Source organism: Leptospira johnsonii (assembly GCF_003112675.1).
GTDB lineage: Bacteria > Spirochaetota > Leptospiria > Leptospirales > Leptospiraceae > Leptospira_B > Leptospira_B johnsonii.
The window spans coordinates 101675-126957 of record NZ_BFAY01000001.1 but is presented as its reverse complement, the minus strand read 5'-3'; the positions used below and the strand labels follow the sequence as shown (position 1 = coordinate 126957).

General features: G+C 42.2%; 22 protein-coding genes and 1 pseudogene. 5 read left to right on the top strand and 18 right to left on the bottom strand.

The features are described from left to right. Positions 1–12 precede the first annotated feature (12 nt). The 5 genes from LPTSP_RS00535 to LPTSP_RS00515 all read right to left on the bottom strand — a co-directional run bounded on the left by LPTSP_RS00535 (position 13) and on the right by LPTSP_RS00515 (position 5817). A complete protein-coding gene (locus tag LPTSP_RS00535) occupies positions 13–1290 on the bottom strand; it encodes a hypothetical protein (RefSeq protein WP_108926899.1) in 1278 nt (425 codons plus the stop codon). Between the two features lie 70 nt (positions 1291–1360). Then, a complete protein-coding gene (locus LPTSP_RS00530; protein ID WP_108926898.1) occupies positions 1361–1678 on the bottom strand; it encodes a hypothetical protein in 318 nt (105 codons plus the stop codon). Between the two features lie 140 nt (positions 1679–1818). Continuing rightward, complete coding sequence (locus LPTSP_RS00525; protein ID WP_174704402.1) at positions 1819–3894, bottom strand: NHL repeat-containing protein; 2076 nt, start codon at positions 3892–3894, stop codon at positions 1819–1821. 46 nt (positions 3895–3940) lie between these two features. Continuing rightward, positions 3941–4807: a hypothetical protein gene (locus LPTSP_RS00520; RefSeq protein WP_245915425.1), complete on the bottom strand. Its 867-nt coding sequence runs from the start codon at positions 4805–4807 to the stop codon at positions 3941–3943. A gap of 383 nt (positions 4808–5190) precedes the next feature. Next, positions 5191–5817 (bottom strand): hypothetical protein, encoded by a 627-nt coding sequence (locus LPTSP_RS00515; protein WP_245915424.1) that lies wholly within the window; start codon positions 5815–5817, stop codon positions 5191–5193. Between the two features lie 191 nt (positions 5818–6008). Between LPTSP_RS00515 and ispG the strand changes: the two genes are divergently transcribed. Both ispG and LPTSP_RS00505 read left to right on the top strand, forming a co-directional pair. Then, positions 6009–8015, top strand: a complete 2007-nt coding sequence (ispG, locus tag LPTSP_RS00510; RefSeq protein ID WP_108926894.1) for a (E)-4-hydroxy-3-methylbut-2-enyl-diphosphate synthase — start codon at positions 6009–6011, stop codon at positions 8013–8015. Positions 8016–8193: 178 nt separating this feature from the next. Beyond that, positions 8194–9261 (top strand): Lcl C-terminal domain-containing protein, encoded by a 1068-nt coding sequence (locus tag LPTSP_RS00505; protein WP_108926893.1) that lies wholly within the window; start codon positions 8194–8196, stop codon positions 9259–9261. Between the two features lie 49 nt (positions 9262–9310). On the opposite strand, the gene LPTSP_RS00500 is transcribed toward LPTSP_RS00505, so the two are convergent. Beyond that, entirely contained in the window at positions 9311–11104 is a 1794-nt protein-coding gene (locus tag LPTSP_RS00500) for a C45 family autoproteolytic acyltransferase/hydrolase (protein WP_245915423.1), read from the bottom strand. 405 nt (positions 11105–11509) lie between these two features. Between LPTSP_RS00500 and LPTSP_RS00495 the strand changes: the two genes are divergently transcribed. The 3 genes from LPTSP_RS00495 to LPTSP_RS00485 all read left to right on the top strand — a co-directional run bounded on the left by LPTSP_RS00495 (position 11510) and on the right by LPTSP_RS00485 (position 14411). Further along, positions 11510–12610 carry an AraC family transcriptional regulator gene (locus tag LPTSP_RS00495; RefSeq protein WP_108926936.1) on the top strand — a complete coding sequence of 367 codons (1101 nt, stop codon included), beginning with the start codon at positions 11510–11512 and terminating at the stop codon, positions 12608–12610. 150 nt (positions 12611–12760) lie between these two features. Next, positions 12761–13762: an SDR family NAD(P)-dependent oxidoreductase gene (locus LPTSP_RS00490; protein WP_108926892.1), complete on the top strand. Its 1002-nt coding sequence runs from the start codon at positions 12761–12763 to the stop codon at positions 13760–13762. A 10-nt stretch (positions 13763–13772) separates the two neighbouring features. Next, a complete protein-coding gene (locus tag LPTSP_RS00485) occupies positions 13773–14411 on the top strand; it encodes a TetR/AcrR family transcriptional regulator (RefSeq protein ID WP_108926891.1) in 639 nt (212 codons plus the stop codon). Positions 14412–14480: 69 nt separating this feature from the next. On the opposite strand, the gene LPTSP_RS00480 is transcribed toward LPTSP_RS00485, so the two are convergent. The 12 genes and pseudogenes from LPTSP_RS00480 to LPTSP_RS00425 all read right to left on the bottom strand — a co-directional run bounded on the left by LPTSP_RS00480 (position 14481) and on the right by LPTSP_RS00425 (position 25277). Further along, complete coding sequence (locus tag LPTSP_RS00480; protein WP_245915422.1) at positions 14481–14804, bottom strand: hypothetical protein; 324 nt, start codon at positions 14802–14804, stop codon at positions 14481–14483. A gap of 190 nt (positions 14805–14994) precedes the next feature. After that, positions 14995–16897: pseudogene (locus LPTSP_RS00475) on the bottom strand (esterase/lipase family protein). A 93-nt stretch (positions 16898–16990) separates the two neighbouring features. Beyond that, positions 16991–17308, bottom strand: coding sequence for a hypothetical protein (locus tag LPTSP_RS00470; protein ID WP_135354741.1), 318 nt, complete (start codon positions 17306–17308; stop codon positions 16991–16993). A 145-nt stretch (positions 17309–17453) separates the two neighbouring features. Then, complete coding sequence (locus LPTSP_RS00465) at positions 17454–17645, bottom strand: hypothetical protein (RefSeq protein ID WP_008592353.1); 192 nt, start codon at positions 17643–17645, stop codon at positions 17454–17456. Next, entirely contained in the window at positions 17632–18426 is a 795-nt protein-coding gene (locus LPTSP_RS00460; protein ID WP_108926889.1) for a pentapeptide repeat-containing protein, read from the bottom strand. Before LPTSP_RS00460 ends, LPTSP_RS00465 begins: the two co-directional genes overlap by 14 nt. Before the next feature lie 195 nt (positions 18427–18621). Beyond that, on the bottom strand, positions 18622–18822 hold the full coding sequence (gene rpmE / locus LPTSP_RS00455; RefSeq protein ID WP_008592280.1) for a 50S ribosomal protein L31: 201 nt from the start codon (positions 18820–18822) through the stop codon (positions 18622–18624). A gap of 20 nt (positions 18823–18842) precedes the next feature. Further along, the gene (gene rho, locus LPTSP_RS00450; RefSeq protein ID WP_108926888.1) at positions 18843–20270 is read right to left on the bottom strand and encodes a transcription termination factor Rho; all 1428 of its coding nucleotides are present in this window, start codon (positions 20268–20270) and stop codon (positions 18843–18845) included. 209 nt (positions 20271–20479) lie between these two features. After that, positions 20480–21601: a PAS domain-containing protein gene (locus tag LPTSP_RS00445; RefSeq protein ID WP_108926887.1), complete on the bottom strand. Its 1122-nt coding sequence runs from the start codon at positions 21599–21601 to the stop codon at positions 20480–20482. Positions 21602–21782: 181 nt separating this feature from the next. Then, complete coding sequence (locus LPTSP_RS00440; protein ID WP_108926886.1) at positions 21783–22439, bottom strand: PROCN domain protein; 657 nt, start codon at positions 22437–22439, stop codon at positions 21783–21785. Beyond that, positions 22439–23458, bottom strand: a complete 1020-nt coding sequence (locus tag LPTSP_RS00435) for an adhesin OmpL37 family surface protein (RefSeq protein ID WP_108926885.1) — start codon at positions 23456–23458, stop codon at positions 22439–22441. Before LPTSP_RS00435 ends, LPTSP_RS00440 begins: the two co-directional genes overlap by 1 nt. 228 nt (positions 23459–23686) lie before the next feature. Further along, positions 23687–24913 carry an LL-diaminopimelate aminotransferase gene (locus LPTSP_RS00430; protein ID WP_108926884.1) on the bottom strand — a complete coding sequence of 409 codons (1227 nt, stop codon included), beginning with the start codon at positions 24911–24913 and terminating at the stop codon, positions 23687–23689. A 4-nt stretch (positions 24914–24917) separates the two neighbouring features. Next, complete coding sequence (locus tag LPTSP_RS00425) at positions 24918–25277, bottom strand: DUF2203 domain-containing protein (RefSeq protein WP_108926883.1); 360 nt, start codon at positions 25275–25277, stop codon at positions 24918–24920. Between the last annotated feature and the right edge of the window lie 6 nt (positions 25278–25283).

Below are 25283 nucleotides of genomic sequence, written 5' to 3'. Positions count from 1 at the left end.
ATACGGCTTATATTAGTTTCTGCGAATAGAAAGAACGGGGTTTAAGAAAAGATCTGTTAGGATCTTTCTTTGGCTAGCGTCAGGAATACGGGAGAGAAGTTGGTCCATCTTTCCTTTGATCTGAGTGAAATCAGGATATTCATCCATGACTCTCAAGATATGAGGCCAGGCTTTTTTTACAAGTTCTGCTACTGCAGGGCTTGCAGTCCTTGCCTTGTTCCACGACGCTTCTAATTGGTTTCGGATTCGGAAAAAATCACGTCCTAGTTCCAATACCTTTCTGAGTCTGGATTCTGAAAGACCTGTGCGAGCCCCTAACTGTCCGAGCGTTCCATCCCATTCTACTACCTCTCCCCTGGATTCTTTCAAAAGAGAAGTTTGTAATTGGACAAGTGCATTCTCTTCCACAGGTAAAGAAGCGACCCAACGTTTGTATTCTTCCAGTTGTCCTGCTTTTTGGAATACTCTAACCTTTCCGACCTGATCCATATATTTGGAAAATGGAATGCTCACAGGAGGTTCGGAGAAGCTAGGAGAATCTCCTCCAAAGTCCCCGTCGAAATGAAGATCTTCCACATCGGCAAGGATATCTTCTCCCACCTGAACCGGAGAATCGTCTTCCTCCAATTCTTCTACCTTCATGATCAAAGGTTTACCGGAGAATAGTTCACCATATTTTTTTAATATTTCTTCTAGGATCGGAGTTTCGGGACCTTTACGCACTGGAGCAGCAGGGATAGGTCTCGCCGCCGCGCCGGCGGCTGCAGTTTCTCTTGCTACTTCTCCCAAGGCAGCGGCTTCTCTTTTTTTGCCGGTAGCGATCTCTACCAGATAGATCATTCCTTCTTCCCATTCGAATCTATGACCGGCAGGGAATGTAAATCCAAGTCCTTCTAATATCTCTTCCGAGATTTTAGAATATTTTTTCTTACGAGGAGTTTGTTCTGCAACGGACTCTTGTTCGATGAGTTTGGTTTTTACCTTATTCAAAGCTCCCAAGAAGTTCCGGTTCATGTAAGAAGAAAGTTCCTGAGAACCCATTCCGAGAAACTGAGCGAATTGAGGAAGTTGATCGAAAAAATGATCCGTCTTCTGGACGTTGTTTGAGATATAAGAACGTAATTTTAACTTAAGTGCTTCTTGTTCTTTGGCGGGAATTTTTTTAGCGGAAATCAATGTTCCGAAAAGTTGGATATGAGTGTGGAAATAACTTAAAAATTCCCCGTACGCAGTTAGAACGTATTCTCCATGGGAATTTCTTTCGATGACCTTTCTTTCTGGGCCTGCCATAATCCGGATTCGCAGTCAAGTTTTTACAACCCTAGACCGGAATTCAAGACAATTAAGTTACGAATCTTTCTTAAACAGTCTTAGGCATAGTCTCTTCGCTGGGACTACCGCTGATGATCCTGTATCTCAAGAATGTGTTACAACTAGCTTCTTCAGAATAACGAACCAAATCATAATCCGGACGAGGAGAACGGAAAAAGGAAGAATGTGCCAGACGTTCTGTCACTTCTTTTCGGATATGTGCTCTTGCTTCGTTCCTTCTTATATAAACCGAAGGAACTACTATATCGTTTTTATAGGATAAAATATTATTTCTATAGATGGCTACGGTTAGGCGGATCCGGTAGGATTTATTTTCCGTCAGGTCTTTTGGTTCCAGAAATTCCATGCCGAGGCCTTTTATTCCAAAAATCTTTTCAGATTTCTATAACCAAAGTATCGGATTTCCTACCCCCTGATCTCAAATTCCACGCTTAGAATTTTTTTACTTTTGGAAAATTTAGATCTTACCGATAGAGCAACCCCATTTCAAGGTAACATAATTTTATGCAGACTCAAAGGGGTGGCCAGGAAGGAAGAATCTCCTGTGTCGGAAACGTAAAGTGCTCCGGTAGAGATCTGGCTCGTAGGTATAGAGATCTGATTCAACTCAGTAAAGTTCCCATCTCTCTTAAACAATTTATATCCGTTATTTGTAGTTCCTTCTAAGGTATATAAATTCCCCGACTTATCAGTTGTGATCTGTTGGAAAGGAATCGTAGCCGATTGGACTAGATTAGTCCATTCTAAAGTATTGGAGTTGAACTTAGAGATAGAAGTATGGATATCACTTTCTCCCATACCTACTAACATATGATAAAAATTCCCGGCATAATCCGTTTCTAGTTCGTCCGTACTCATGATGAAAGATTCTCTATAAGAATTATCTAAATAACTCCCATCCCCTCCCCCATTGACAGAAGAAAAATTCAAATAAGTGAAGAAGTCTTCTTCCCCGATATCCACAAAATCGCTGAACACTTTTCCATCAGTCACAGCGATATTCGTAAAAGGAACAAATGGATTCGCAGGCAATGTCCGAGTTGTAACTCCGGTAAAATCCGTTTTAACTTTTACCAAAACCTTTGTGTCCGACAAATTTCTACCTGAGATATACAAAAAGTCCCCGTCAATCTCCAGATCTGCGCCTTGGACAGAAGAACCCTGAAAAGAAGGTAAGACAAAATTGGAAATATGAGCCCCGTTCGGATTCAGCTTAGTGATCTGTTTTGTTGCATGAAGAATGTAAAAATTCTTCTTATCATCTCGAACAATTCTCAAAGGAGAAAATCCTATTAAACTAGGGGAACAATTCGTAAAGATAGGAGCCGCGCAGGAAAGGACCGAAGATCTTTCCGTATCTACAGCAAAAATATTCCCATTACGATTGTCTGTTGCAATACTTTGGATGGTAGAAAATCCAGCAGGATTGATCTTCATAGTCACGGAACCTCCGGACATTCCACTATGGAATCTCACTAAATAAGGTCCATTATCCGGAAAAGAATTCTGTTGAATAGCGACAAGGATCTGTCCACCGCTCATAGTCATATCAATGATCTGGCCGACAGTAATCTGTTTGGATGCGAGTTGGATCGGAGTATCTCCACTAATATCGTATTGGTACAGATCAAAAGTTGAATTATCAGCTACTAACAAACTATTGTCGGAAGGATGGATATAGATCGCATAAGGTTGCCTAGATGTTCCAGGAAGGTCCCAGGTCTTGAGTAAATTTCCCGCAGAAGAATATTTGAAAATGCGATCCGTTCCGGTATTAAAATTCGCCTCGCTGATATACAAATTCCCGGAAGTATCCAAAGCCAGATCTTTAGGAGAAGAATCTCCAGGAAGATCGATCAAACTTGTTTGGGAACAATCAGAATTCAGTTCGAATACTTTCATTCCGACCAAAGCAAAAATACGATCGGAAGGATCCACAACCATTGCCTTAGGAGAGATCCCGGTCCAAACACCGATTATATCTCCATTCGCATTCAACAAATAAACGTTCGTACCGCTTGTAATAAGCACCGAATTTCCCCAAGAAGAAACAGAGATCGCAGTTCCGGGAAAGCCGTTCTTAAATCTGGAATAGAGAGAAGTTCCTCCTCCAAGTGCATTTAACTTTGTAGAACAGGAAGAATTGAAACCGACCGTCCCTGTATCAAAAAGACTGATGGGAGAAATTTTACCTTCCGGATCCACAACCTGGATCGCATATTGAAATAAACTTTGTGAATTGGAAACAGGATCCGTAAAAACAGGATCTGTCACTGAACCAATCTGTTGGTAAGAAGATTCGAATACTGATTTTCTGAATACCCTGTATTCCTGAGCAGGAACCGGCTCCCAACGAATTTCCACCTTATCACTAAATGCTGCGTCAGACGCGCTTACCCATGCAGGAGTTCCTGCCTCTCCAGGAGGAGGAACTTCTCCCCCCGGAGAACCGGGAGAAATTGCTGCAAGAAGTGCAGCGACAGGATCAAAACCTCCTGCTTCGGAGGAACATCCCGTTATAAAAAAATGGAAGATCAAAATTAGGAGTGGTACTCTTTTCATAAATCCCTTGTATAACATTCTATTTTTTTAATTTTCAATTTAGGGATCAGGGAATGATTACTTTCCCTCGAATAAAATCGTCGGCAAAAGGAGGATCCGTATAAGAATAAGAACTAATCTCCACGCACATATAATCGAAACTGGTACGGTTTAAACTAGCGCTCGCCTCGTAAGTTCCTGAGCCGATCGGAGCAAACTTTTCGAAAAAGCTGAATGGGACCGCAGGGATCGAAAATGAGATCGGCTGTGCAACGGAAATGTCTAGATACAGATATTCGAAATCATCTTGAGCAATCGTCTTCTGGGTTTTAAATTCTACAGTATCCCCATTTAATGTTGCAGTTCCACAGACGTTTCCGCAATCTCCAACAGTTGCTGGAAGTGTTGCCGCTCCAGTGCAAAAATGAGTTTGTCCTACCTGTTTTACTTTAGAAGAGATCCCGAATTCATTTCGGGCCACGATCAGCACTTTTAATTTTCTATCGGAAGGACCAACTATCGCGGGCGGGTTCGCCCCCAGCTGAGAAAGTTGACCTGCAGTAACAGTCCAATGAGAGAAAGAATTCACCACTGTATTATCAGGCATCAGCTTCATACTTTGGCCTCCGATAAACGCAGAGACGGTAGTATTATCATGCACAGGTAAATTAAAATTGATAGCCTGGATGGAAAACAAGCCTAGATAACTATGCTCATTCGGATCGGAAATATCAAAACTTGTGATAGTAGATTCCTGAAGATCAGGAGCGTTCTCTGGCTGGCCAGGAGGAGCAGGTTCTCCCGGAGGGACAGGTACTGGAGCTGCAACTCCATCCAATACTGCCTTTGCAGCAGCGGTCAGTTCCGCAATACTCTTGGCATCTCCAGAACAATATAAAACGAAAAAGATCCCGAGCACCGGTAAGATCTTCATAAAAAGTATTTTTCTATTTAATAGATTCATTAAGTTCCCATCTAACGTTTTTCCCCAATAGCCTAATCCCTAGGGAATTTTTCCGAGTTTTTTAAAAAATTTCCAGGCTCGTTCGGAATGAACGACACAAATCGAGGAACAAACGCCTGTTATACGACTTGATCCGATACTTTGATTTCAAAACTTCGGAGAAATAGAGACGTTATGTGTGTGTATAGATTCCCCGGCCAGCTAACAGCACAACAAATCGTGATAGGCTTATTTTTAGATTTTTTATTCTGTTAAGAAAAAAAGTGAGGAAAAGCTCACATTTACTATAACGTTCACTACAGGGATCCTTCTACCCAAAACATGTTCAAAAATCTGAATATACAGACCTGGGTTCAAGAAGGGATTTCGGAGACAATGTACATTCTTCTTTTTTTAGCCCAAGGAAGTCCAGGAAGCAAAAGAAGAATGTAAGAGATAGGAAGAGATTCGAAAATAATTTCTCCGTGAAGACTCCCAATTTCAGTGATCCCCCAAGATTTAGCTATAAATACGGAAGAAATAAAAAGAGAGGAGGAAAGTATAAATGCAAAACCTAGCGCAATCACATGGCGGATCCAAATATTTTTCCAAACAAGTTTTGTATCTTTCAACTTATGGAATTGAAAACTCACCTTAGCTGCACGAACGGAAAAAAAGAGAAGCAGTAATGCCAGAAATATATTATTACCTCCGCCTGCAGCGATCCCAAACCAAGTCAAGGTTGTGCCTATAAGAATGATCAGAGAATAAATACAAAGAAGAAGAACGGAGACCCTGCTTCTGGAAAATCGGATCACTACCCCGAAGATAAAAATTAGAAGAACATCCATATAGAAATTCCGAAAAGACCCTAAAAGAAAGGTAAAAAGAATACTTTGGAGAAACCCGATCAAAAACAAAATATAAGAAGTTGAGTTCAGGAAAAACTCAGCATCTTCGAGTGATTCTATCTTCTTAAAAAAACGTTTTAGTAGATCCATACTAGGTTCTTGCAATCCTCGTTACTCTGCATTTCCAGTCAATTTATTCAATTTGGCCGCCCTTTTGGCCGTTACTCCTAGAGGTAGGAACTACTACAAATCCCTAAAAACCTCTCAGATTCGGACTTATTCGGGAAAAATCCTAAATGACAAGCGGTTCGGCCCCTTCTTAATGGAACTAGAGACCACCCATGAACTTCCGATACAATCATTCTCCATTCTCTTACCAACGCCGCAGGACCAGAGAGGTAAAAGTAGGAGACATTGGCATCGGCGGGAATAATCCGATCCGCATACAATCCATGATCACTGCGGACACAAGAGACACTGAAAATTCAGTCAGACAAATTCTGGAACTGGAAGCAGCTGGGTGTGAGATCGTTCGATTGACAGTTCCCTCTCAACCGGATGCGGATAACTTGCCAAATATCCGTAAAGAACTCAAAAGATTGGGAAGTAAGGTCCCACTCGTAGCGGATATCCATTTTACTCCAAGTGTTGCAATGAAATCCGTAGAATGGGTGGAGAAGGTCCGTATTAATCCAGGCAACTTCGCCGATAAGAAAAAATTCGCAATCAGAGATTATACCGACCTTGAATATAAAGAAGAATTAGAAAGGATCTCTGAAGTATTCAGTCCATTAGTACTTCGTTGTAAAGAATTGGGAGTTTCTATGAGAATAGGGACCAATCATGGTTCCTTATCCGATCGTATCATGAACAAGTACGGAGATACTCCACAAGGAATGGTGGAGTCAGCGATTGAGTTTATCAGAATTGCTGAAAGTCTTTCTTATAAAGATATTATAGTTAGCATGAAAGCCTCGAATCCGCAAGTAATGGTCCAGGCATATAGATTATTATGCAGTCGCTTCATGGAACTGCAGATGGATTATCCATTACATTTAGGGGTGACTGAAGCAGGAGACGGAAAAGACGGAAGGATCAAATCCGCAATCGGGATCGGTTCCTTATTAGAAGACGGCTTAGGTGATACGATCCGAGTCTCCTTAACGGAAGATCCAATCCACGAAGTTCCAGTCGCAAGATTACTTGCAGACAAATACAATCGTCTCAGATTTCCGGAAACTCAAAGCCAAGGATATTCCGAATTCAGGAACCCTTACTCCTACCAAAGATTTTATAGCAGACCGATCCATATAGGAACTCTTCCTCTTGGAGAAAATCATGCAGTGCGTATTGAATCGGTTCTGCCTTTTGAATCTGAAAGCGGATTTTCCCAGGCACTTTCTTCACTTAAAAATTATGCAAAATCCAGATCCTTGGAATTGGAAACGGTTTCCGTGCCGCTTCCTGCCGACGAATTCCTGAGAGAAGAATGTATTACTGCAAGTAAATCTTCCTCTGTTCCGATGGGAGTCATCGTAGAACAAAACGAATTATTACTCGAAGATGTATTAGAAGATCTGATCCCGTTCCCTAAAGTTACTGTGGATCCATTCCACCATTTCCAAAACAGGGATTCTTTATTAGACTTTTTGTATAAAAGAGAAGGCAAAGGGATCACAGAACTCAGCGTCCAAGCCTACCAGATCGAAAGTCTCAAAGGATTACCCGAAGAGTTCAAGAACGCAGGAATAGAATCGGTAACGTTCTCGGTCCAAACCTTTCATATACTTCACGATTACAGAAAATTAGCGCGTATACTTAGCGATTTTGATTATCCGATCTTCTTAAGTGCAGAATATCCGGACATGGAAACTGCGTTATATGAATCCTCGATAGGGCTAGGTGGAATGCTGACCGACGGGATCGGAGACATGCTGCGGATCAAGGTGATCGATAGCGAACCGGAAGCAGTATTACAACTTGGATTTGATATCCTACAGGCAACTAGACTACGCCTTACAAAAACGGAATATATTTCCTGTCCATCTTGCGGAAGAACACTATTCGATCTGCAAACCACAACTGCACGTATCAAAGAAAAAACAGGTCACCTAAAAGGGGTCAAGATCGCAGTTATGGGCTGTATCGTAAACGGCCCTGGAGAAATGGCGGATGCAGATTTTGGTTACGTGGGCGCCGGCCCAGGCAAAGTGCATTTATACCGTGGGAAAGAAATCGTACTCAAAAACGTTCCATCCGAAGAAGCGGATGAAAGACTAGTCCAGCTAATCAAAGATTCCGGAATGTGGATGGAAAGAGAATCGGTCGCCAGCGAAAATACTTTTTAAACTTTTGTTTTAGCGAATTTCACAATAACTTAATACCCCAATTGGGTAATGTCTTTCGCATAACGTAAAAATTCCAATCTTTTAAGAAAATCCTCCGATTTTCCCCCTATTCTGTCCGGCTGTCCCTCCTTTAGGATACATTAAGCAATACGAATATTTTAAAATTGGAATTTATAAAATGAAAAAGCACCAAACCCTGTGTATTTTACTCCTTGTATCCTTAGCTCTTTGGAACTGTGAACCAGAGCATAAAAATTATAATATGGAAACTTCCGTTCTTTTAGCTCTAACAAGTGTTTCAAGCGTTCCCCCGGGCTCCTCTTTTAAATTATCGGACTCAAACCAAGCCACTTGTTACGACACTAGCGGAGCGACGCGCGCCTGCACTGGAACGGGAGAAGATGCAGAATTTACGAATACTCCAGGCCCATTTTCATTACAAATCCGCGACTTCGGAGAAACAATACTGGAAGAAAGCTCCGAACTGATTTGGCAAAGATGCCCATTCGGAATGATTTGGAATGGAAGCACTTGTATCGGTTCGAGTATCAATACATATTGGAAAGTAGCCAATGCTTATTGTAATTCTTTAACCACCGCAGGACGAAACTGGAGACTCCCTAGCGCCAGAGAGGCCATTTTATTCGGAGATCATTCCCAAATAACATTCTTGTCCGATACCTACTTTCCAAACTTGCAGGCAGCCGGAGGTTGGACATCCACACCTGCGGTGCCATTTCCAGGAAGATACTTATTGTATGCAAGCGGGAGCATAAGTGCCATTGATGAAACCACAAACTTTGCCGTTCGCTGCGTATCAGGTCCCAAGGTCCCGAACGCAAGTTTCACAGATATGGGGGATGGTACCTTACAAGAGGACAATACTGGACTTCTGATCAAAAAATGTGCATACGGACAGGCAGATGACGCTACATGTACTGGATCGGCAACTGCCTTAAATTGGCAACAAGCGTTAGATTATTGTAATAATCTAAACTTCGCTTCAAGAACAGATTGGCGACTTCCGACTGTTAGAGAATCATATTTTATCTCAGAGCCCTCGATAGGCGGTTGGAATCTTCCACTTTCTCTTTTCCCCAATAGTGCACAAGCATCGATCGCTTGGACGGGAACCACGGCCAATAACGCGACATCATTGGCCCACGCACAGATGATCTATCAAATGAATAGTTATGCTAAGTCGGATACGAGTAGTGTTCGCGCTCGTTGTGTAGCAGGTCCTTAAATAAGATAGACTTCTTCTTCGGGAAATACCGAAGAAGAAGTCTATCGTCTTACAACTCGTTCGCTTCTACGATGATAAAATTCGGAGACACCTGTCTCAACTTTCTCGCGGAATATTTCCCCTTGTCTTGAAACGCTTTCTGTTTCCAAACTTGAGTAGCAAACTCCGTTTTAGAATTTTTGATCTTATCATAGAAATGATCTGCTATCTTTTGTTTACCCAAAACGGACTGAGTCCTTGCCAGCCACAATGCACTTTGCTGCTTTCTGAAAGAAGAAGTCTCCAAACTTTCCGCTTGCTCCAGTAAGAACGAAGCCTTATTCAGATTCCCTTTTTCCAGATATAATATTGCTTCTAAGAATAGGATAGAAGGATCCTTGCCTGAAAATTCTGCATTCGCATTCTGTAATTCCACAAGAATATCATCGATTCCCCCCATACCTGGGTCGTCATTGATAAGCATTGCTTTTTTATAATATTGGATCGCAGAACCAACCATAGGATTCTTGGATTTAGGAAGTTTCTTCCCTTTTACTTTTTTAGCATCCGAAAGATCTAAGACCTTATAACCAGGCTCTCCCCAGGCCATAGGAATTTCCATATAAGGACCGCTACCGGTAGGAGCGGTGCCCACCGAGACAAAAATTTTACGGGCTTCTACGCTCATCACGACTGATTTCACGGAAGTGATCTGGCGGATTGTAGACCCCATGGTACGAACTTCCCCACTGGAACAGTCAATCGTATCGTTCAGAAGGTTCTGAAGATCCACAACACTGGTTCCCTTCTTTTTTTGAGAAGAAAGAAGCTGCTCCGCCCTATCAAAACGGCTGATACAATGATGATAGAAAACAGGAGCCGCCATAATCTCTCCATCCTGTAACTTCTCACTTTGGTAATGATTCGTATTCACAATATGATCTTTTCCTAAATTAGGATAGACCACATCCACATTCCCGTAGTTCGTCTCGATAATCGCTGCCTTTGGGCCCTTCTCCTTATGATTAGTGACAATTAGCCCCCAAGTAGAATTGATCTTATGCTTTTTAGCGATGCTTACTGCTTCTTCGATAGATCTTGCTTCCGAAATGATCTTATGACCGAAGTCGATCACACCCAAACCGTTGAAGCCTATCTTTTTATGAAAGCGAGTATGAAATGCAATGGTCAGACCAGCTTCATTAAAAGCGGTGATCCCTGGAACATCAGCACCCCTACATGCAATATAACCATAACGTAAACCTTTTTCAGGAGTACAAAAAACGACAATCGGACGTTTGTCCCAAACTTCCACACCGGGGAAATCGAAATTGCGAGCGTGATATAACTTACCGTCCTGACTTTGTTCTCCCCAGACTGCCACACTCGTACAAGCAGGAAGCATTTGAGGGTTTCTACCCGGACTCATATGCGCAAGCTCAGGAAGAAGTTGGATCGCACCCAAGAACCCGACAGAGTTCTGAAAAGAATCCATAGTAAAAAGTTCCTTTTCCAATTTCGCAGAACGGCCCGCCGCAGTCAGGGCAGCAATCGTTCTCGCTGAAAATTCGGAAGGCCTATGCTTCTTCATCCTTCTGGACATCCAATTCACCAGAAGAGAAGTCGCTCCCTTCGCTAAAAAATTCCGATTGCTACGAGGCAAACTCCCTAGTAAAAGATTGCGGGCCATCACTGGATAAAAATCAAAGATCGGCTCAAATTGCCCGATCGCATTCATGATCTCACCGAATTGTCTTCCCATCTCTTCTTGGGAACCCTTGAGTTGTAATACTGCTAGAGGATATGTTTCCGAATTCATGCAGGCATAATAACAGATCTGAATTGGATGATCGACCGTCTCCATAGGTTCGGATAGCCGAACTTATCGGATCGGACCTTCAAGAGGGGTTTTCGAGCGTGTGTAGGAACTCCTACAGGCGATTTGGCAGTAGTTCTCCCCACCCTCTTTGGGTGGGGGCCGGTTGGTGGTACCCTGGTGCGACTCTTTTTGGCCTTTCGGCCACCGACTTCCTTCGGAGTCGTTTCCTCGCTTCTATTGTCGCTGCGGAAGGGGGCCGGTTGGTGGTACCCTGGTGCGACTCTTTTCGCTCTATCAGAAAATTCATACTTTTTCAAGAGTATTTCTGGAAGGAATTTGTAGGAGTTCCAACAAATTCCAAAGATAATTTGGCTTGCCAGATCTTCTCAAATCTGTTTGGCAGAAAATAGGATGAGAAATCAAATAGCATCCGGCCCAAAAAACCAATCTATGGAATACCTACATATATTTTTCCTGAAATTCCTACAGTTCGGCACCGGAGCCGCATTTCTATACTCCTATTTGGAAATCATCCGTCCGGGTTCTGGAAATCGGATCCTGGTAATCATCATGATCCTGACAGGGACTATTCTACTTAGGTATTCTTGGTATCTACAGGATGATCTATTAGAATTTCCTTATCTATTCATATTCCTACATACCAGCGTAATTTCCGTAGGCCCGCTGATCTACACCTACATTCGTTCATTCTTAGAAACCGAAGAAGAAAGTCCGAAAGAAAAGGCCCTCCGCTACGCGCTACATTTTTCTCCCGTTCTACTGTTTACCGTTTTCGAATGTATTTTCTTTTCGCAAGATAGTTCGGAACTAAAAGCCCAGGTAATACAAGGAGCCAAAGAATTCAGACTCGACTGGGCTCATTTAGGAAGTTTTATCGCAAGCATCCAGGTTTCTGTATATTCCCTATTCTGCCTCTATCTCTACCATAAGGTCAGCAGAAGATACGAAATATACGAATTAAAATTAGTATGGCTGGTACTACTTTTACCTGTATTCGCAAACAGTCTGATAGGAACAGCCTACTTCCTAAAGAACAAATATTTATTCGACATGGGAGCTTCTCTTATTTGCATCATGGTGCTCCTATTATTCTTGGTCAGAGAAAGACATCCCGGATTTTTTAGTGAGATCAGCGAAGTCATCCAAAGTGCAAAATATCAAAACACTCCACTTCTCTCCAAAGAAATAGAAACAGCGAACTCCAAACTTAAAGAACTCTTAGAGATCAAAAATTTATACAGGGATAGTGAACTAAGACTTGTAGACTTGGCAGCCGAACTGGGGCTGAATTTACACCAAACTTCCAGATACTTAAACGAAGTTCATAAAATGAATTTTTACGAACTCATCAATCGATATAGAGTGCAAGAAGCTTGTAAACGCCTGACCGAAGAAGCAGATAGTTCAGTATTGGATATTGCATTTGCTGTCGGTTTTAATTCCAAATCCACCTTTCATTCTCAGTTCGTAAAGTTTATGGGGATGTCACCGGCGTTGTATAGAAAACAGAAAGGGACTTCTAAGCCGTAAACCTCTTCTTCCAACCCGCACAAAAACAAGCCAATATGACAGGATCAAATTTCATCAAACCTTTACACACGAATCTATTTCTAAAAAATAATTGACTATTAGTATATTATTTATAGTCCAATAGTATATTAATTAGCGAGGTAGGAACTCATGCAAAAAGTATTAGTAACCGGTGCGAGTGGGCACTTGGGTTTTTCTTTAGTAAAACTTCTTCAGGAAAGAGGTTATGAGGTAACGGCTGCGGTTCGAGATGCGAACGATGCAAAGAAGACGGCCAACTTGAAAAAGTTAGGAGTAAAATTGGTATCTGCGGATTTGGGAGACAGAGAATCTCTTCGCAAGGCTCTTCAAGGACAAGATGGACTCTTCCAAGTGGCAGCGGCATTCAATCTGACTGCTAAAGATCCTCAGAAAGAAGTGGTGGAGCCGAATATCAACGGAACTAGGAATATTCTGGAAGAGGCCCATAAGGCAGGGATCAAAAAGATCGTATATACTTCTAGTATCGCCGCAGTGGGAACAATCGCCGAAGGCGAAACTCCTCTGAACGAATCCACTTGGAACGATTCTGCGAAAGAACCTTATGCGATCTCCAAAACCCAATCAGAAAAATTGGCCTGGGAACTTTCTAAAAAATTAGGTTTGAATCTGGTGACCGTTCTGCCTGGAACTATTCTGGGTCCTCAGTTCACTCAACCTACTTCCTCTTTGAAACTTATTCAGGACATTCTAAAAGGACAACTTCCATTCGCACCTAAGATGACTTTTTCTTACGTGGATGTGAGAGATGTCGCGATGGCGCATATCTTGGCGTATGAAAATCCTTCTGCGCAAGGACGATATATTGCAACTGGTGAGACTCTTTCCGTTTCTCAAGTTTGCAGACTAGTAAAGGAGATCCATCCAAAAGCAAAAACAACTGGCAAAGAACTTCCTTCCTTCATTGTTCGAGTTATGCCTTATTTGGATGCATTAAAACATGCAGTCACAGGTTTGGATAGACAGATCAACTCGGAGATAGTGCAAGACTATCTGCAAAGAAAACAAGAATATAATTCGGATCGATTGGCGAAGGAATTCCAATGGAAACCTATACCTGTCCGAAAATCCCTGCAAGAGACAGTTGACTGGATGTTGTCCACTGCGGTATAGTTTCCTGAGAGTGGATAAAAAAAGAGCCAGAAGACCGGAAGAAAAGGAAATCCGCAAGCAGTCTATAGTGGCTGCTTTACGGGGACTTCTGGCGAAACAAAAACATCCCCTTCCCAGCACCCAGGAGATCGCGGAAGCCGCGGGAGTCACAAAGGGTGTAATCTATTTTTATTTCAAAACAAGGGAAGAAATTTTTCTCACACTTCATTTACAAGAAACAGAATCCTTTTTTAAGGAACTTGCGGAACTTTTGCAAGGCCCTGAATATTCTTTATCCAAGCTAAAGGAGAAGATCATTCTTCAGTTTTCCCAAAATGAAATTTTCATGTTCGTAGGTCTGATCATTCCTGGAATTTTAGAAAGTAATGTGGACCAAAAATTTTTATACGAATTCAAAAAGAACACTTCCGACGGAATGGATGAACTGGCAAGAGTCTGGCTTTCCAGAGAGACTGGGCTTACGATCTCGAATGCCAGAAAATTTATATTACGTTTTTATTTCTTAGGTTTGATGCTTTGGCAGCACCATAATCCTCCCAAAGAAGTAAAAGAAGCCTTCTTAAACAAAAATTTTTGGCTCCTAGAGGGAGAATTAGATCAGGTCCTTTCCGAATCATTCGACTGGCTTTGGAAAGGAATGAATTCTTAAAAAGAAAAGATCGACAGCGTGCTGACCAAGGAATTTCCATCACGCTGCCGATCCGAGTTAATTCGCTTTCTATTTCGCGCAAAGCTCCGCAGGAGGTTTCTCTCCGCTGGCAAATGCAATCGCACAAGCTTCTGCTTTTTTAACAGGATCCAACTTATCCCATTCTGCCTTTGCTTGTCCTAAATCTACCGAAGAAGCTGACGTCGGATTCCACCACGGAGGAGGAGTGCTTGCTGCCGCATAGGTAAGAGCCCAAAGGATCAGGAATTGCTCAAACGCTTTATCCTGCTCATCTTCGGTACTAAACGGATTCAGATCCTCGACATCAGAACAAGAAGTATTAATAAAGCTAATACTTAGCACCAACAATACAGACACAAAAATCTTAAACATAGAAAAATCTCTCATATTTTTTTTCGAATGAAAAACAGGCATACATTCGAAGTAAATCTATTTGCGAATTTTTTCTAAAAATATTTTTATCCCAAATTTAATATAAACTTTTCATTATATACCATTTTGAATACTCGAATTGAATAGAAAGGGAGGGATGAATTTTTATGTATATTATATTACTATAATATTATTTGGAAATAAAATATTTTATTCCGGAATGTTCCCAGAGGATCCTTTTGATCTCCAGAATAGTAGGCATATGATCTTGGACAGAATGATCCGAATCGATTAGAAGTTCGGACTCCGCTCCGTCTAAGTGAGAACTATCATAGGATACCACTGAATCGTTGATCCATTCTAAGTCTCTGAACTTAGAATTCCCTATAATAGAATGGAACGGAATTTCGGGCTTCAACTCTCCCGTGACCTTCATGAACAGACTATTGGGAGAAAGCCCGTCCACTCCGTAGGTTTCCGGAAGAATGGATTCTTCCTCCGAGTCGGAAGTTAAAAACTTATAAACCTTTCCTACATTGTGAAGTGCACCTTTAGGAAGCACAAATAAGATCCTTGCGATAGAAGCTAAAAATCCTTCGGCCAGATTAGAACCCCTATGCGGCGTAGCAATAAAAACGACTCTTTTCACAAAAGGTAATGGTTTGAAATCGAAAACTCGTTTTACTTCTTCTTTAGATTCTGAGTTGAGGGAATCGAATTTTTCAGGAGAAACATTTGCAGCCTTCATCCAATCTTCTTTTTTACTTATGGTCACCATCAGCTTGGAAAGAAGTCCTCCCATACTGTGACCCACGATCATCATCTTGTCGAAAGAAGAATCCGCTTCCTTAGGATCATAAGTTTTTCGTAAGTCTCGGAGTGTGTCTCTAAAGTCAGCTGCTGAGATAGTGATCGGATTTCCTGTTGGATACCAATATACCCAGAACTGGTAGTTGTCCTTAATCTTAGGATCCGCTAAAAGTTCGTTGATCATTGGGAACCAAATAAAAGGAGAAGAAGCAAGTCCGTGTACAAATACCACAGGGATCTTTCCCTTTCTGTAAGGATACACTAGATAGAGCCCCTTTCTTTCCAAGGCTACCTCTCCGTCAAATTTTGCGAAAAATCCGTCCCTCTTTTCTGCTCCTGATAACATATACGCCAACGGAGTTGTAGTGTCGCTTTCCATTGGCAAATCCAATCCAGAAAATTGGACCCTGTCTCTATGGACCGGATCATACAGATGCATAACTGCTTTTAGAGTTAAATTACGATTTTCTAAATAAGATTCTTCCAGCGTCAGGAGAGCAGTCCCTGGATTTGCTTGGCCCACTCCGGCCACGAATTCGTATTTTCTTCTTTCTTCAGGTTCTTTTTCCGGATGTTTGCGGATCAGGATAAGAGGTGTTTATCCCGAATTTACTGATCTGGTTGAAAAATCCTTCGTTTTTATAATCGTAGGCTACTTCTATTTCCAGGAAATTTTTGGGAGTCCAGGCGGTTTCCACTTCCGCCCTGGTCATGGAGAGCGCACCTCTAATAAGCGGAAGATTTAGATCTGTTAGATTAGCAAGTTTTCGATTCCTTTTGGCAAACCGAACTAATTGGGCAAGGGACCTATTATATGTTTCTAATGCGAATCTAAACTCCATGGAAAATGGATCTGCGGCAGGGATCGCCTTTTTATCGAATAAATACGTAAAAGAATATACCAAAGAAGAAGCGAACATTCTCGCAAACATTGGATCGTCTAGATCCAGTTCGGATCCGACTTGATAACATAACTCGGAGAGATAATACGCAAGTTCTCTTGTTTTCAATGCTACCAATCTATTATCCAAATCGTAGATGACTACTCTGGGAGCCTCCTGGTATTTTTCGTATAGATCGTTACTTTTTAAGAATCGAGTGGTGATCAGGCTTAAATTTTCGGAAGATATTGCGTTTTCACGAACTGCACGGATCTGTTCGTATTTGGAATATGTGATAGTGGAATAAGTGGTCCCGCATTGTAATAAAAATACGACAGATAGAATCGTATAAATTGTCTTACGGTTGCAGATTAGAAAATTTACGGAAGATCTTTGGATCATAAGAGTGATCTTCTCAACTTAGCGGCTTTGAGCAAAAATTGCATCTACAATTTTCCTTACACAAAGTCCGCCAAGTTAACTAGATTAATAAATTTAAGGGTTTAAACAATACTCTTTAAATTGAGAAGGATCTTTAGTCTGCAACAAAGTACAAAATAATGCGCGACTGGTATCCGACAAAGAATGGATTTTTGTTTTTACTTCTAAGCTTTGGGCTGTTAGCGGTCCGTTATGTCCGTTGTTTGAAGCGATCGCGATCAAAACCAATAGATCGTGAAATTCTTTTCTTTCTTCCTCGTCGTCTTCTACAAACCAGGTAAGGATCGGAACATCGTCCATCCAAGAACAAGCTATCCCAGGCATAATAGTAACCGCAGCCAATAGCAAAATAATGAGCGTTCTATATATCATCTCTCTAATTTCTCCGCGAAGAAGTTAAAACTTTTCCTTCGGATTTGTAAAGTAGAATTAGAACTCGCTCGGTTGGGGTACTGAGTTTACTGGGGTAGCGTGAGCAACGAAAAGTTTTATCTGAGAGACTTTACTTGATACTATCTTATTCAATCGGCGCAAGGTCTGCGAGTGTAAGATCTTCGATTGTGTGAGGGTAACCTTCTCTATCGTTGTAGAGAACGGAAACTTTGTCTCCGTTAATTTCCTGGATCTCTACCTGAGCGCCGGTTAGTACGATCACTCCTTTTAAAAGAAAACTTCTTTTGGTTAGTTTAGCTTTATCACCCGGCTTCATGTTTCTCCATATAGATATCTTTTCCTTCCTTCTTCATGGAAGAGAAAATATGTATTTGTTTTTGGTCCACTCTGGTGCCTATATCATAGACTGCGTCCGTAAAGTCCGCGCCTTCTATCTTGGCTCCTGCGAGTTTTGCCCAACGTAAATCTGCGCCTTTTAAGTTGGCACCTGTTAGGTCTGCTCCATTCAAGAAGGCTCCACGAAGTCGAGCTCCTTCGAAATTGGCTCCCGCAAAATTACAGTTGGTTAAGAATGCGTTGTTTAGATTTGCTCCGGAGAAATCCACTCCGTGTAGATCTTCTTTTTCTAATATGATAGAAGATAGATCCTCTCCCTTTAGGCTTCCGTTTTGGGAGAGAATTTCTTTTGCTTTTGCGGCAGTGATCCTTCTTTCTTTTGGAACTCCTGCTCCGGTTTCGTAATCATGGATTGCTTGCTGGAGTGCTGCTACCGCAGACTCAGGATAATTTTTTCTGCGTTCAGGGAACTCGAATTGTTTTTCAACATCTTCGGTGGTGACGTTCTTTAGTTCGTCTATTGTTTTTCCCTTGGCGATCTCTGTGGCCATTGCAAGCGCCACGATCCCGAATCCACAACCAGTGGTAGTATAACTTGCGTCAGTGACCTTTTTGTTCTCGTCTATCTTGAGATATATACGATACCCGTCTCCACAACCTACATTCCTGTAGTTGGAAACCACAGTGGCGTCTTCCATTTCTCTATAGTTCAGCCTTTGATCGTTGATCTCTTTGTATCGGTTGAAATCCATTACTGCCATGTTGTTTGCCTTTCTTAGATTAGACTTTGTTGATAGAGCAGGAAAGCACTTTTAAGTGGGAAGATTTCTTTTTTGGTCCGCGTCAGCGATGTGGAGGGTGCGCAGCAGTCGCGAAGCGACCGAAGCCCGGAGCAGCGCGACCTTCGCGAAGCCAAAGGCTTTGCGAAGGGGACGCCCCCGAACCTAAAATCTCGATTAGGAGATTTTGTATTTTTTCTTGAACTTGTCTACTCGACCAGTTGTATCCAGAATTTTGGATTTTCCGGTGAAGTAAGGGTGGCAGTTGGAGCAAATTTCCACGTGGATGTCTCCGACAGTGGTACGAGTCTCGTATACCGCCCCACAAGCGCAGCGAATTTTGGCGTCAGCGTATTTAGGATGGATGTCTGTTTTCATGTTGTCCCCTTTTCCAAAGCCTATTGGGCGTTCATGCTACCCAAGAAAGCCTCGTTAGTCTTAGACTGTCTCATCTTCTCGAGTAATAATTCCATGCTTTCTGTGATGCTCATGGGAGAAAGCACTTTTCGGAGTACAAAGACCTTCTGGAGGGTTTCCTTAGGTAGTAGTAGCTCTTCCTTCCTTGTTCCGGACTTGTTGATATCGATGGCCGGGAAAATCCTCTTGTCGGAGAGTTTTCGATCCAGGTGGATTTCCATATTACCTGTTCCCTTGAACTCTTCGAAGATCACCTCGTCCATTTTGGAACCTGTGTCCACGAGCGCGGTTGCGATGATGGTTAGAGATCCGCCTTCTTCGATATTTCGAGCTGCCCCAAAGAATCTTTTCGGTTTGTGAAGTGCATTAGAATCCACACCACCAGAGAGTATTTTTCCGGAAGTCGGGATAACCTGGTTATAAGCGCGAGCCAGACGGGTGATGGAGTCGAGCAGGATGACCACATCTCTTCCGTGTTCTACCAGCCTTTTTGCCTTTTCGATCACCATCTCCGCAACTTGTACGTGGCGGGTAGCCGGTTCGTCGAATGTGGAACTTACAACCTCACCTCTTACGTTACGGGCCATATCGGTTACTTCTTCTGGACGCTCGTCTATGAGCAGTACGATTAGAGTAACTTCAGGATGATTGCTGGTGATCGCGTTTGCCACGTTCTGCATCAGGATTGTTTTTCCTGTTCTAGGCGGTGCTACGATCAATGCTCTTTGTCCTTTTCCGATCGGACACATTAGATCTACGATCCTTGTATCTAGTTGAGAAGGATCATGCTCCATGACCAATCTTTCGTTCGGATAAAGTGGAGTTAAATTGTCGAATAACGCACGTTTGCTGGCTACGTCAGGTGTGTATCCGTTTACGGTTTCCACACGGAGCATAGCGAAGAACCTTTCGGATTCTTTCGGAGGACGGATCTGTCCTTCGACTGTGTCTCCAGTTCTTAGTCCGAATAATTTGATCTGAGAAGGAGATACATAAATATCATCCGGACCCGGAACGTAATTATAATCAGGAGATCTTAAGAAACCGTATCCATCAGGCAATCGTTCCATTACCCCTGCGGCATGGACCTGTCCTTCTCTTTCTGCTTGTGCTTGTAGAATGGCGAATATTAAGTTTTGCTTTTTTAGTCCGCCTGTATTCTCCACGCCAAGGTTCTTAGCGACTTCGATCAGTTCTGCAATGGATGTCTTCTTAAGCGCTACTAGATCTATAGGAGCGGGCGTAGGTCCCTCGTAGGAACCACGACGTCTTTTTCGTGAACGAATCTCAGCCGTTTCCGGATCATCTTCCGGTAAATTCGGTTCTTCTTCGTTTGTATCATTGGAAGAGTCGTTATTGTTGTTTTGATAGTTGTTTCGGGGCTTGGAGTCTCGTCTTGGGTTAGCCATGGAATACCGTTATTGGATTTGGAAGGAAGAACCTTCCTGTATTCATTTTTATTCGATTAAGAGCGGGTTTTGAAGGGTCCGGGTAGTCGGTTCTTTATTTAAGCGACCGGGGAATCCCTTATTTTTTCAAACGAGCGTTTGCTCGGAAGAGAGGAAAGGGTCGGCTCTTAATGTGGACTATTTCCAGATTACAGGCTCTGTCAAGGATTTTATTTTTGCTTTGTCCTTTTTTTAGACGGGGATTTTTTCTTAGAACTTACGGGCTTTTTTTTAGAAGCAGGTTTTGGTTTGGTTTCCGCTATGGAAGGTTTGTTTGTTTGGGGAAGAGCCTTTTTAGTAGACCCCTGTTTTCCTGTTTTCTTTCTGGGAATTGGCTGGTCCTTATTCAATTTAAACTTACTTGTTAGATCCAAAAACTTAATTCTATTTTGTAATGTGGTTCTTGGCACTCCCAAATCCAAGGCGGCATGGGAAACATTCTCTTGGTTTCTTTTGAGAGTATGATAGATATAACTTCCTTCCACTTCTTTTAATACTGTTTCGAGCGGAAGTTTTTGGTTAAAGGCTTCTGTAACAGATGGGAATTCCATCCCCTCTCCGTCTTGGCTATTTAGTTTTGCAGAAGCTGGCGAGAAGTGATACAGATAGCCTAAAGGTTTTCCTTTTTGTTTTAGGATGGAAACTCTTACAATTGCATCCAGGTCGGGAAGATATGTCTGAACGGAAAGTCTTCCTTCTTCTAATCTGAGTTCATGGGTTTTGAGATAATTTCCGAGTAGGTCCTTGGACATTTCCTTCAGTAGTTTTTCAGCCTGAAGAATACTGTCCCTAAACCATTTTTTGACCAGTATCTCTTTTTCGAACGTCTCGTTATAAAATACGGTATGCCCATCCAGGTCTGTGGCGATCAATCCATCCGGAAAGTTTTGGAGAAGTACTTCCATAAACCATTGGCTTTGTTTTGCTTTTTCTTCTTCCGTTTTTTGTGGAGTGACTTTTGGTTTTTCAGTCTCCTTGGCCATCCAGGAAGATCTGCTAAGTTCTGCGAGAAACCTAGGTTTGTCCCAGTCTTCTAATTTTTCTCCCAAAGGACCTAAAACGGGTATTGTTCTTTGTTTTTGGAAAAATGCTAGAACGGATTCCGGAATTTCTCTGACCAAAAAATCCTCCGGGATCCTTTCGAATTCCCTGTCGGAAGCACTAAGGTCTGCGAGTTCCATTAGAACTCTTTCTTTGGGTAGTAATCCTAGTAAGCCTGTTCCTTCTTCCCAAACAGGTAAATGACTGGCAGGACTATAGAGAAAAAATTTATATAAAACTTCGATTCTCATTGGGAGAAGGAGGACATTTTCCTCCAGAATGACTTCTTTTGAAGCCTAAGCGAGAAAATTCCTCTACTTTTTTTCGCGCTTTGGATAGTTTTTCGTGCGAAGCAACTAAGACTACAAAGATATTTTAATTGATCCAAATCGCAAAACCTTCTTTTCTTTGCGACTTTGCGTGAGCTTAAACTTATTTAACTAAACGATCTGCGGCTTTTCTGTATTCTTCCGGATAAGGAAGTTTAGATACTTTCAAGCTGGATAGAGAGTATTTTAAGGATCTTTTATATAGTACTAAAGCGTAAAGATGATTTCCATCCCGACGGAATTTGTTTCCGGAAAGCCATTCTTCTCTTGCCATTCTGAAATAATCGTTGGCTCTTTCTTCTTCTTTGGCTGTAAGTGGATGGCGATCTTCGGATTCCATTTTTAAAAAACGGGATTCTTTGGCCACATGTTGCAGTAATTTATCCGAAGAAGTTTCCGCGAATTCGGACCAACGTTTCATGGATTCGGGAAGCGTTCTTTCAAGTAACGTTAGACTGTCCGATTTTTCCTGGATGCTTCCCACTTTAGAAGCGGAGTTTAGATCCGCGGAATAATTTTCTATTTTTTGAAGATCTTTTTTCAGTTCCGAGGATTCGAATGAATTTCCAATCTCTCTTAGTATCCTAACTTTGGAATCTACCGCTTTTTTTCTTTCTCTGAATCCTTGTGTAGACTGAGAAGAGTAGATCCTTCCGGCCAGTATTGTCACCGCGATCATGGAAAACACTATCAGCCATTTCCAAAATCCCCTTCCCTTTACTCTAAGGGAAATGATCTCGGCAGGAGTAGGAAGATCCATTAGTTGCCCCCTCCTTGCGCAGGAACAGGAGGCAGTGCTTCTTTTTTATTGATATCGTCTATACGGATCTCTTCATTACTTTTTTCTAAAAAAGAAACCCTTGCGTTCGTGATGAAGCTGTAGTTATCGTCGTGGACCTCTAATAGATCTACCGGATTGTCTTTTCCTTCTCCAGGAGGGGCGACCTTTTGGCTGAGCAGCTCGTTGTCTATATAATCGATTAGAGTGTTTCGGATCCTATCGTAATCGGAAATATTTTCCTTCTCAGCGATATTTCTAACCTCGTCCAGGTTCACAAATTGGAACTCACGTTTATCGTCATTAGGAGTTTTAGCGGCGATCATTGCGAGAAGTGCGAATCTTCTTGCCCTTCTTGCAACCTTGATCCCTTCTCCGAAAAGTACAAGCTTCACTCTATATTGGTAAGGAGAAGAATTATAAGCAGTAGTAAAATTGTCCTCAGAGGATTTGAGATCCCTAAATCCGAGCTTCAATAAATGTTGTGCGATCTTATCGTTGGAACGAATGATCATTGGAGAGGCGGCTTCCAGAAGAATTCGAGCGGTTTTGATATAATTTTCGTGAACTACCTGGAAGATATCCTTCATCTCGCCTTGAGCTGATTTCAGGTTTTTATAGGACAAACTGTAATTACTTTGGAAATACCACATATTTCCGTTGAAGTCCGCTTGGTTTGCCTTCTTGAACGATTTGTAATTGTCCAGAGTATTCAATTTTTTGAAAAGTTCGCTCTGTCCGCTGGCAGTAGTTTGTTGCCCTGACTGAGCATTCTCCGCAGCAGTTGCCACCCCTGCCTGGGATTTAGGTCCTGCACCTTCTTCCAAAGGTGGTGCGAGATTACTCACACAGATATTGATAAACTTTATATTTATCTTATTCTCATCTATCAGGATAGCGAGATTCGTTTGGTCGGGAGAAACGGCATAAGTGCTATCCGTGAAAAAAATCGGCGCCGCAGCGAACAATAAAAGAAGAATGCGTGTATATTTCGAACCCATAGCTTTCCCTACTAGTAGTCTATCGGCAGGGTTTCAAAATGTATATTCTCTTTTTTTGGGGAAAAAGACACGGAGCTTAAGGAGTCACAGAGTTTTTTGCACACGGAGCCGCAGAGGCACGGAGAGGGTGTTGTTGTCGTGTAGGAACTCCTACGTCATTAGCTAATCCTCTGCGACTTCGTGTCTCTGTGTGAAAATCCCCTTTGTGCCTCTATTAAACTCAAAGTCTCACAGAGCACTGATCCGACGAATTGCCTCGATTACATCGTCTTTTTTGCCGAAGGCGGAAAGTCGGAAATAACCTTCTCCAGCAGGTCCGAAACCTGAGCCTGGAGTTCCTACCACCTGAGCCTTGTCCAATAACTGGTCGAAGAAATCCCAAGAGCTGAGATTATTCGGAGTTTTGAGCCAGATATAAGGCGCGTTCACTCCACCAAATACTTCGAATCCTGCTTTGATCAACCCTTCTCGGATCAATTTGGCGTTGCTCATATAAGTGTCTATACTTGCGCGTATCTCCTTTTTTCCCTGAGGAGAATAGATTGCCTCTGCTGCTTTTTGGGTCACATAAGAAACACCGTTGAATTTGGTGGTGTGTCTTCTACTCCAAAGTTGTCCTATGGAAACTTCTTGGCCGTCTTTTGTTTTTCCCTTTAATTCTTTAGGGATCACTATATAAGCACAACGAAGTCCCGTAAATCCAGCAGTTTTGGAGAAGGAACGGAATTCTATCGCAACTTCTTTGGCTCCTTCTACCTCGTAAATGGATCTTGGAATTCCCGGTTCGGAGATGAAAGCCTCATATGCAGAATCGTAGAGTATGATGCTATTATTCTTTTTAGCGTATTCCACCCAAGCCTTGAGGGACTCTTTAGAAGCCACAGTTCCTGTTGGATTATTAGGAAAACATAAATAGATTAAATCAGGTCTTTCCTTAGGGAAATCAGGTTGGAATCCATTCTCTTTTGTGGAAGGCATATAGATCAAATTGGCGTATCTTCCATCAGGTCCAGCTTCTCCTGTTCTTCCTGCCATCACATTAGTGTCCACATAGACCGGATATACAGGATCTCCGATTGCGATCTTTGCGTCTTGAGAGAATATTTCTTGGATATTTCCGCAGTCGCATTTGGATCCGTCGGATACGAAAATTTCGCTTTCGTCCAGTTTTACTCCAAGAGGAGCATAATCATTATCTGCGATCGCTTTGAGCAAGAAAGAATAACCTTGTTCCGGTCCGTATCCGTGAAATCCTTCGGGGGTTCCCATTTCTTTGGAAGAAGAAACAAGCGCATCTACAACTGCAGGAGCCAAAGGAAGAGTAACGTCTCCTATCCCGAGTCGGATGATTTTTGCGTTAGGATGTTTTTCAGAATAAACTTTTACTCTTCTTGCGATCTCCGGGAACAAATATCCCGCTTTCAATTTTAGATAATTTTCGTTAATATTCGCCATTGAATTATTCGTAATCCTCGTCTATGTTTTGGATCGGTTTGCGTCCTGCAAAACCCTCGTCGTATCCGTGTTCGAAAAGAAGATCCTCTTCTCCCAGATGCCAACAATAATAACCTTTTCCGTTGTCGAAGTCTACGAGCCAAAGCCCTTTGACTTCTATCCCAAGTTCCCGGATCTTTCCGGACCATTCCACCAATAGTTCTTCGACCTTGGTTTCTCTGGCTTCTTGTTCATTCTCTTGGTATAAACCGTTTTTCAGTTCTTGGTGAACCTTTCCCACGATTTCGTAAAACTCTTCCGTGATGGATCGGACATAGGGTAGAATTTTACGAGCTTCTTCGTATGTCCAGATCTTACGTTCCATTTTACT

What these genes read in the sequence shown, in the direction of transcription:
- LPTSP_RS00535 (WP_108926899.1), bottom strand. Translation starts at nt 1,290, where the DNA reads ATGGCAGGCCCAGAAAGAAAGGTCATCGAAAGAAATTCCCATGGAGAA.
- LPTSP_RS00530 (WP_108926898.1), bottom strand. Translation starts at nt 1,678, where the DNA reads ATGGAATTTCTGGAACCAAAAGACCTGACGGAAAATAAATCCTACCGG.
- LPTSP_RS00525 (WP_174704402.1), bottom strand. Translation starts at nt 3,894, where the DNA reads ATGAAAAGAGTACCACTCCTAATTTTGATCTTCCATTTTTTTATAACG.
- LPTSP_RS00520 (WP_245915425.1), bottom strand. Translation starts at nt 4,807, where the DNA reads ATGAAGATCTTACCGGTGCTCGGGATCTTTTTCGTTTTATATTGTTCT.
- LPTSP_RS00515 (WP_245915424.1), bottom strand. Translation starts at nt 5,817, where the DNA reads ATGGATCTACTAAAACGTTTTTTTAAGAAGATAGAATCACTCGAAGAT.
- ispG (WP_108926894.1), top strand. Translation starts at nt 6,009, where the DNA reads ATGAACTTCCGATACAATCATTCTCCATTCTCTTACCAACGCCGCAGG.
- LPTSP_RS00505 (WP_108926893.1), top strand. Translation starts at nt 8,194, where the DNA reads ATGAAAAAGCACCAAACCCTGTGTATTTTACTCCTTGTATCCTTAGCT.
- LPTSP_RS00500 (WP_245915423.1), bottom strand. Translation starts at nt 11,104, where the DNA reads ATGGAGACGGTCGATCATCCAATTCAGATCTGTTATTATGCCTGCATG.
- LPTSP_RS00495 (WP_108926936.1), top strand. Translation starts at nt 11,510, where the DNA reads ATGGAATACCTACATATATTTTTCCTGAAATTCCTACAGTTCGGCACC.
- LPTSP_RS00490 (WP_108926892.1), top strand. Translation starts at nt 12,761, where the DNA reads ATGCAAAAAGTATTAGTAACCGGTGCGAGTGGGCACTTGGGTTTTTCT.
- LPTSP_RS00480 (WP_245915422.1), bottom strand. Translation starts at nt 14,804, where the DNA reads ATGTTTAAGATTTTTGTGTCTGTATTGTTGGTGCTAAGTATTAGCTTT.
- LPTSP_RS00470 (WP_135354741.1), bottom strand. Translation starts at nt 17,308, where the DNA reads ATGATATATAGAACGCTCATTATTTTGCTATTGGCTGCGGTTACTATT.
- LPTSP_RS00465 (WP_008592353.1), bottom strand. Translation starts at nt 17,645, where the DNA reads ATGAAGCCGGGTGATAAAGCTAAACTAACCAAAAGAAGTTTTCTTTTA.
- LPTSP_RS00460 (WP_108926889.1), bottom strand. Translation starts at nt 18,426, where the DNA reads ATGGCAGTAATGGATTTCAACCGATACAAAGAGATCAACGATCAAAGG.
- rpmE (WP_008592280.1), bottom strand. Translation starts at nt 18,822, where the DNA reads ATGAAAACAGACATCCATCCTAAATACGCTGACGCCAAAATTCGCTGC.
- rho (WP_108926888.1), bottom strand. Translation starts at nt 20,270, where the DNA reads ATGGCTAACCCAAGACGAGACTCCAAGCCCCGAAACAACTATCAAAAC.
- LPTSP_RS00445 (WP_108926887.1), bottom strand. Translation starts at nt 21,601, where the DNA reads ATGAGAATCGAAGTTTTATATAAATTTTTTCTCTATAGTCCTGCCAGT.
- LPTSP_RS00440 (WP_108926886.1), bottom strand. Translation starts at nt 22,439, where the DNA reads ATGGATCTTCCTACTCCTGCCGAGATCATTTCCCTTAGAGTAAAGGGA.
- LPTSP_RS00435 (WP_108926885.1), bottom strand. Translation starts at nt 23,458, where the DNA reads ATGGGTTCGAAATATACACGCATTCTTCTTTTATTGTTCGCTGCGGCG.
- LPTSP_RS00430 (WP_108926884.1), bottom strand. Translation starts at nt 24,913, where the DNA reads ATGGCGAATATTAACGAAAATTATCTAAAATTGAAAGCGGGATATTTG.
- LPTSP_RS00425 (WP_108926883.1), bottom strand. Translation starts at nt 25,277, where the DNA reads ATGGAACGTAAGATCTGGACATACGAAGAAGCTCGTAAAATTCTACCC.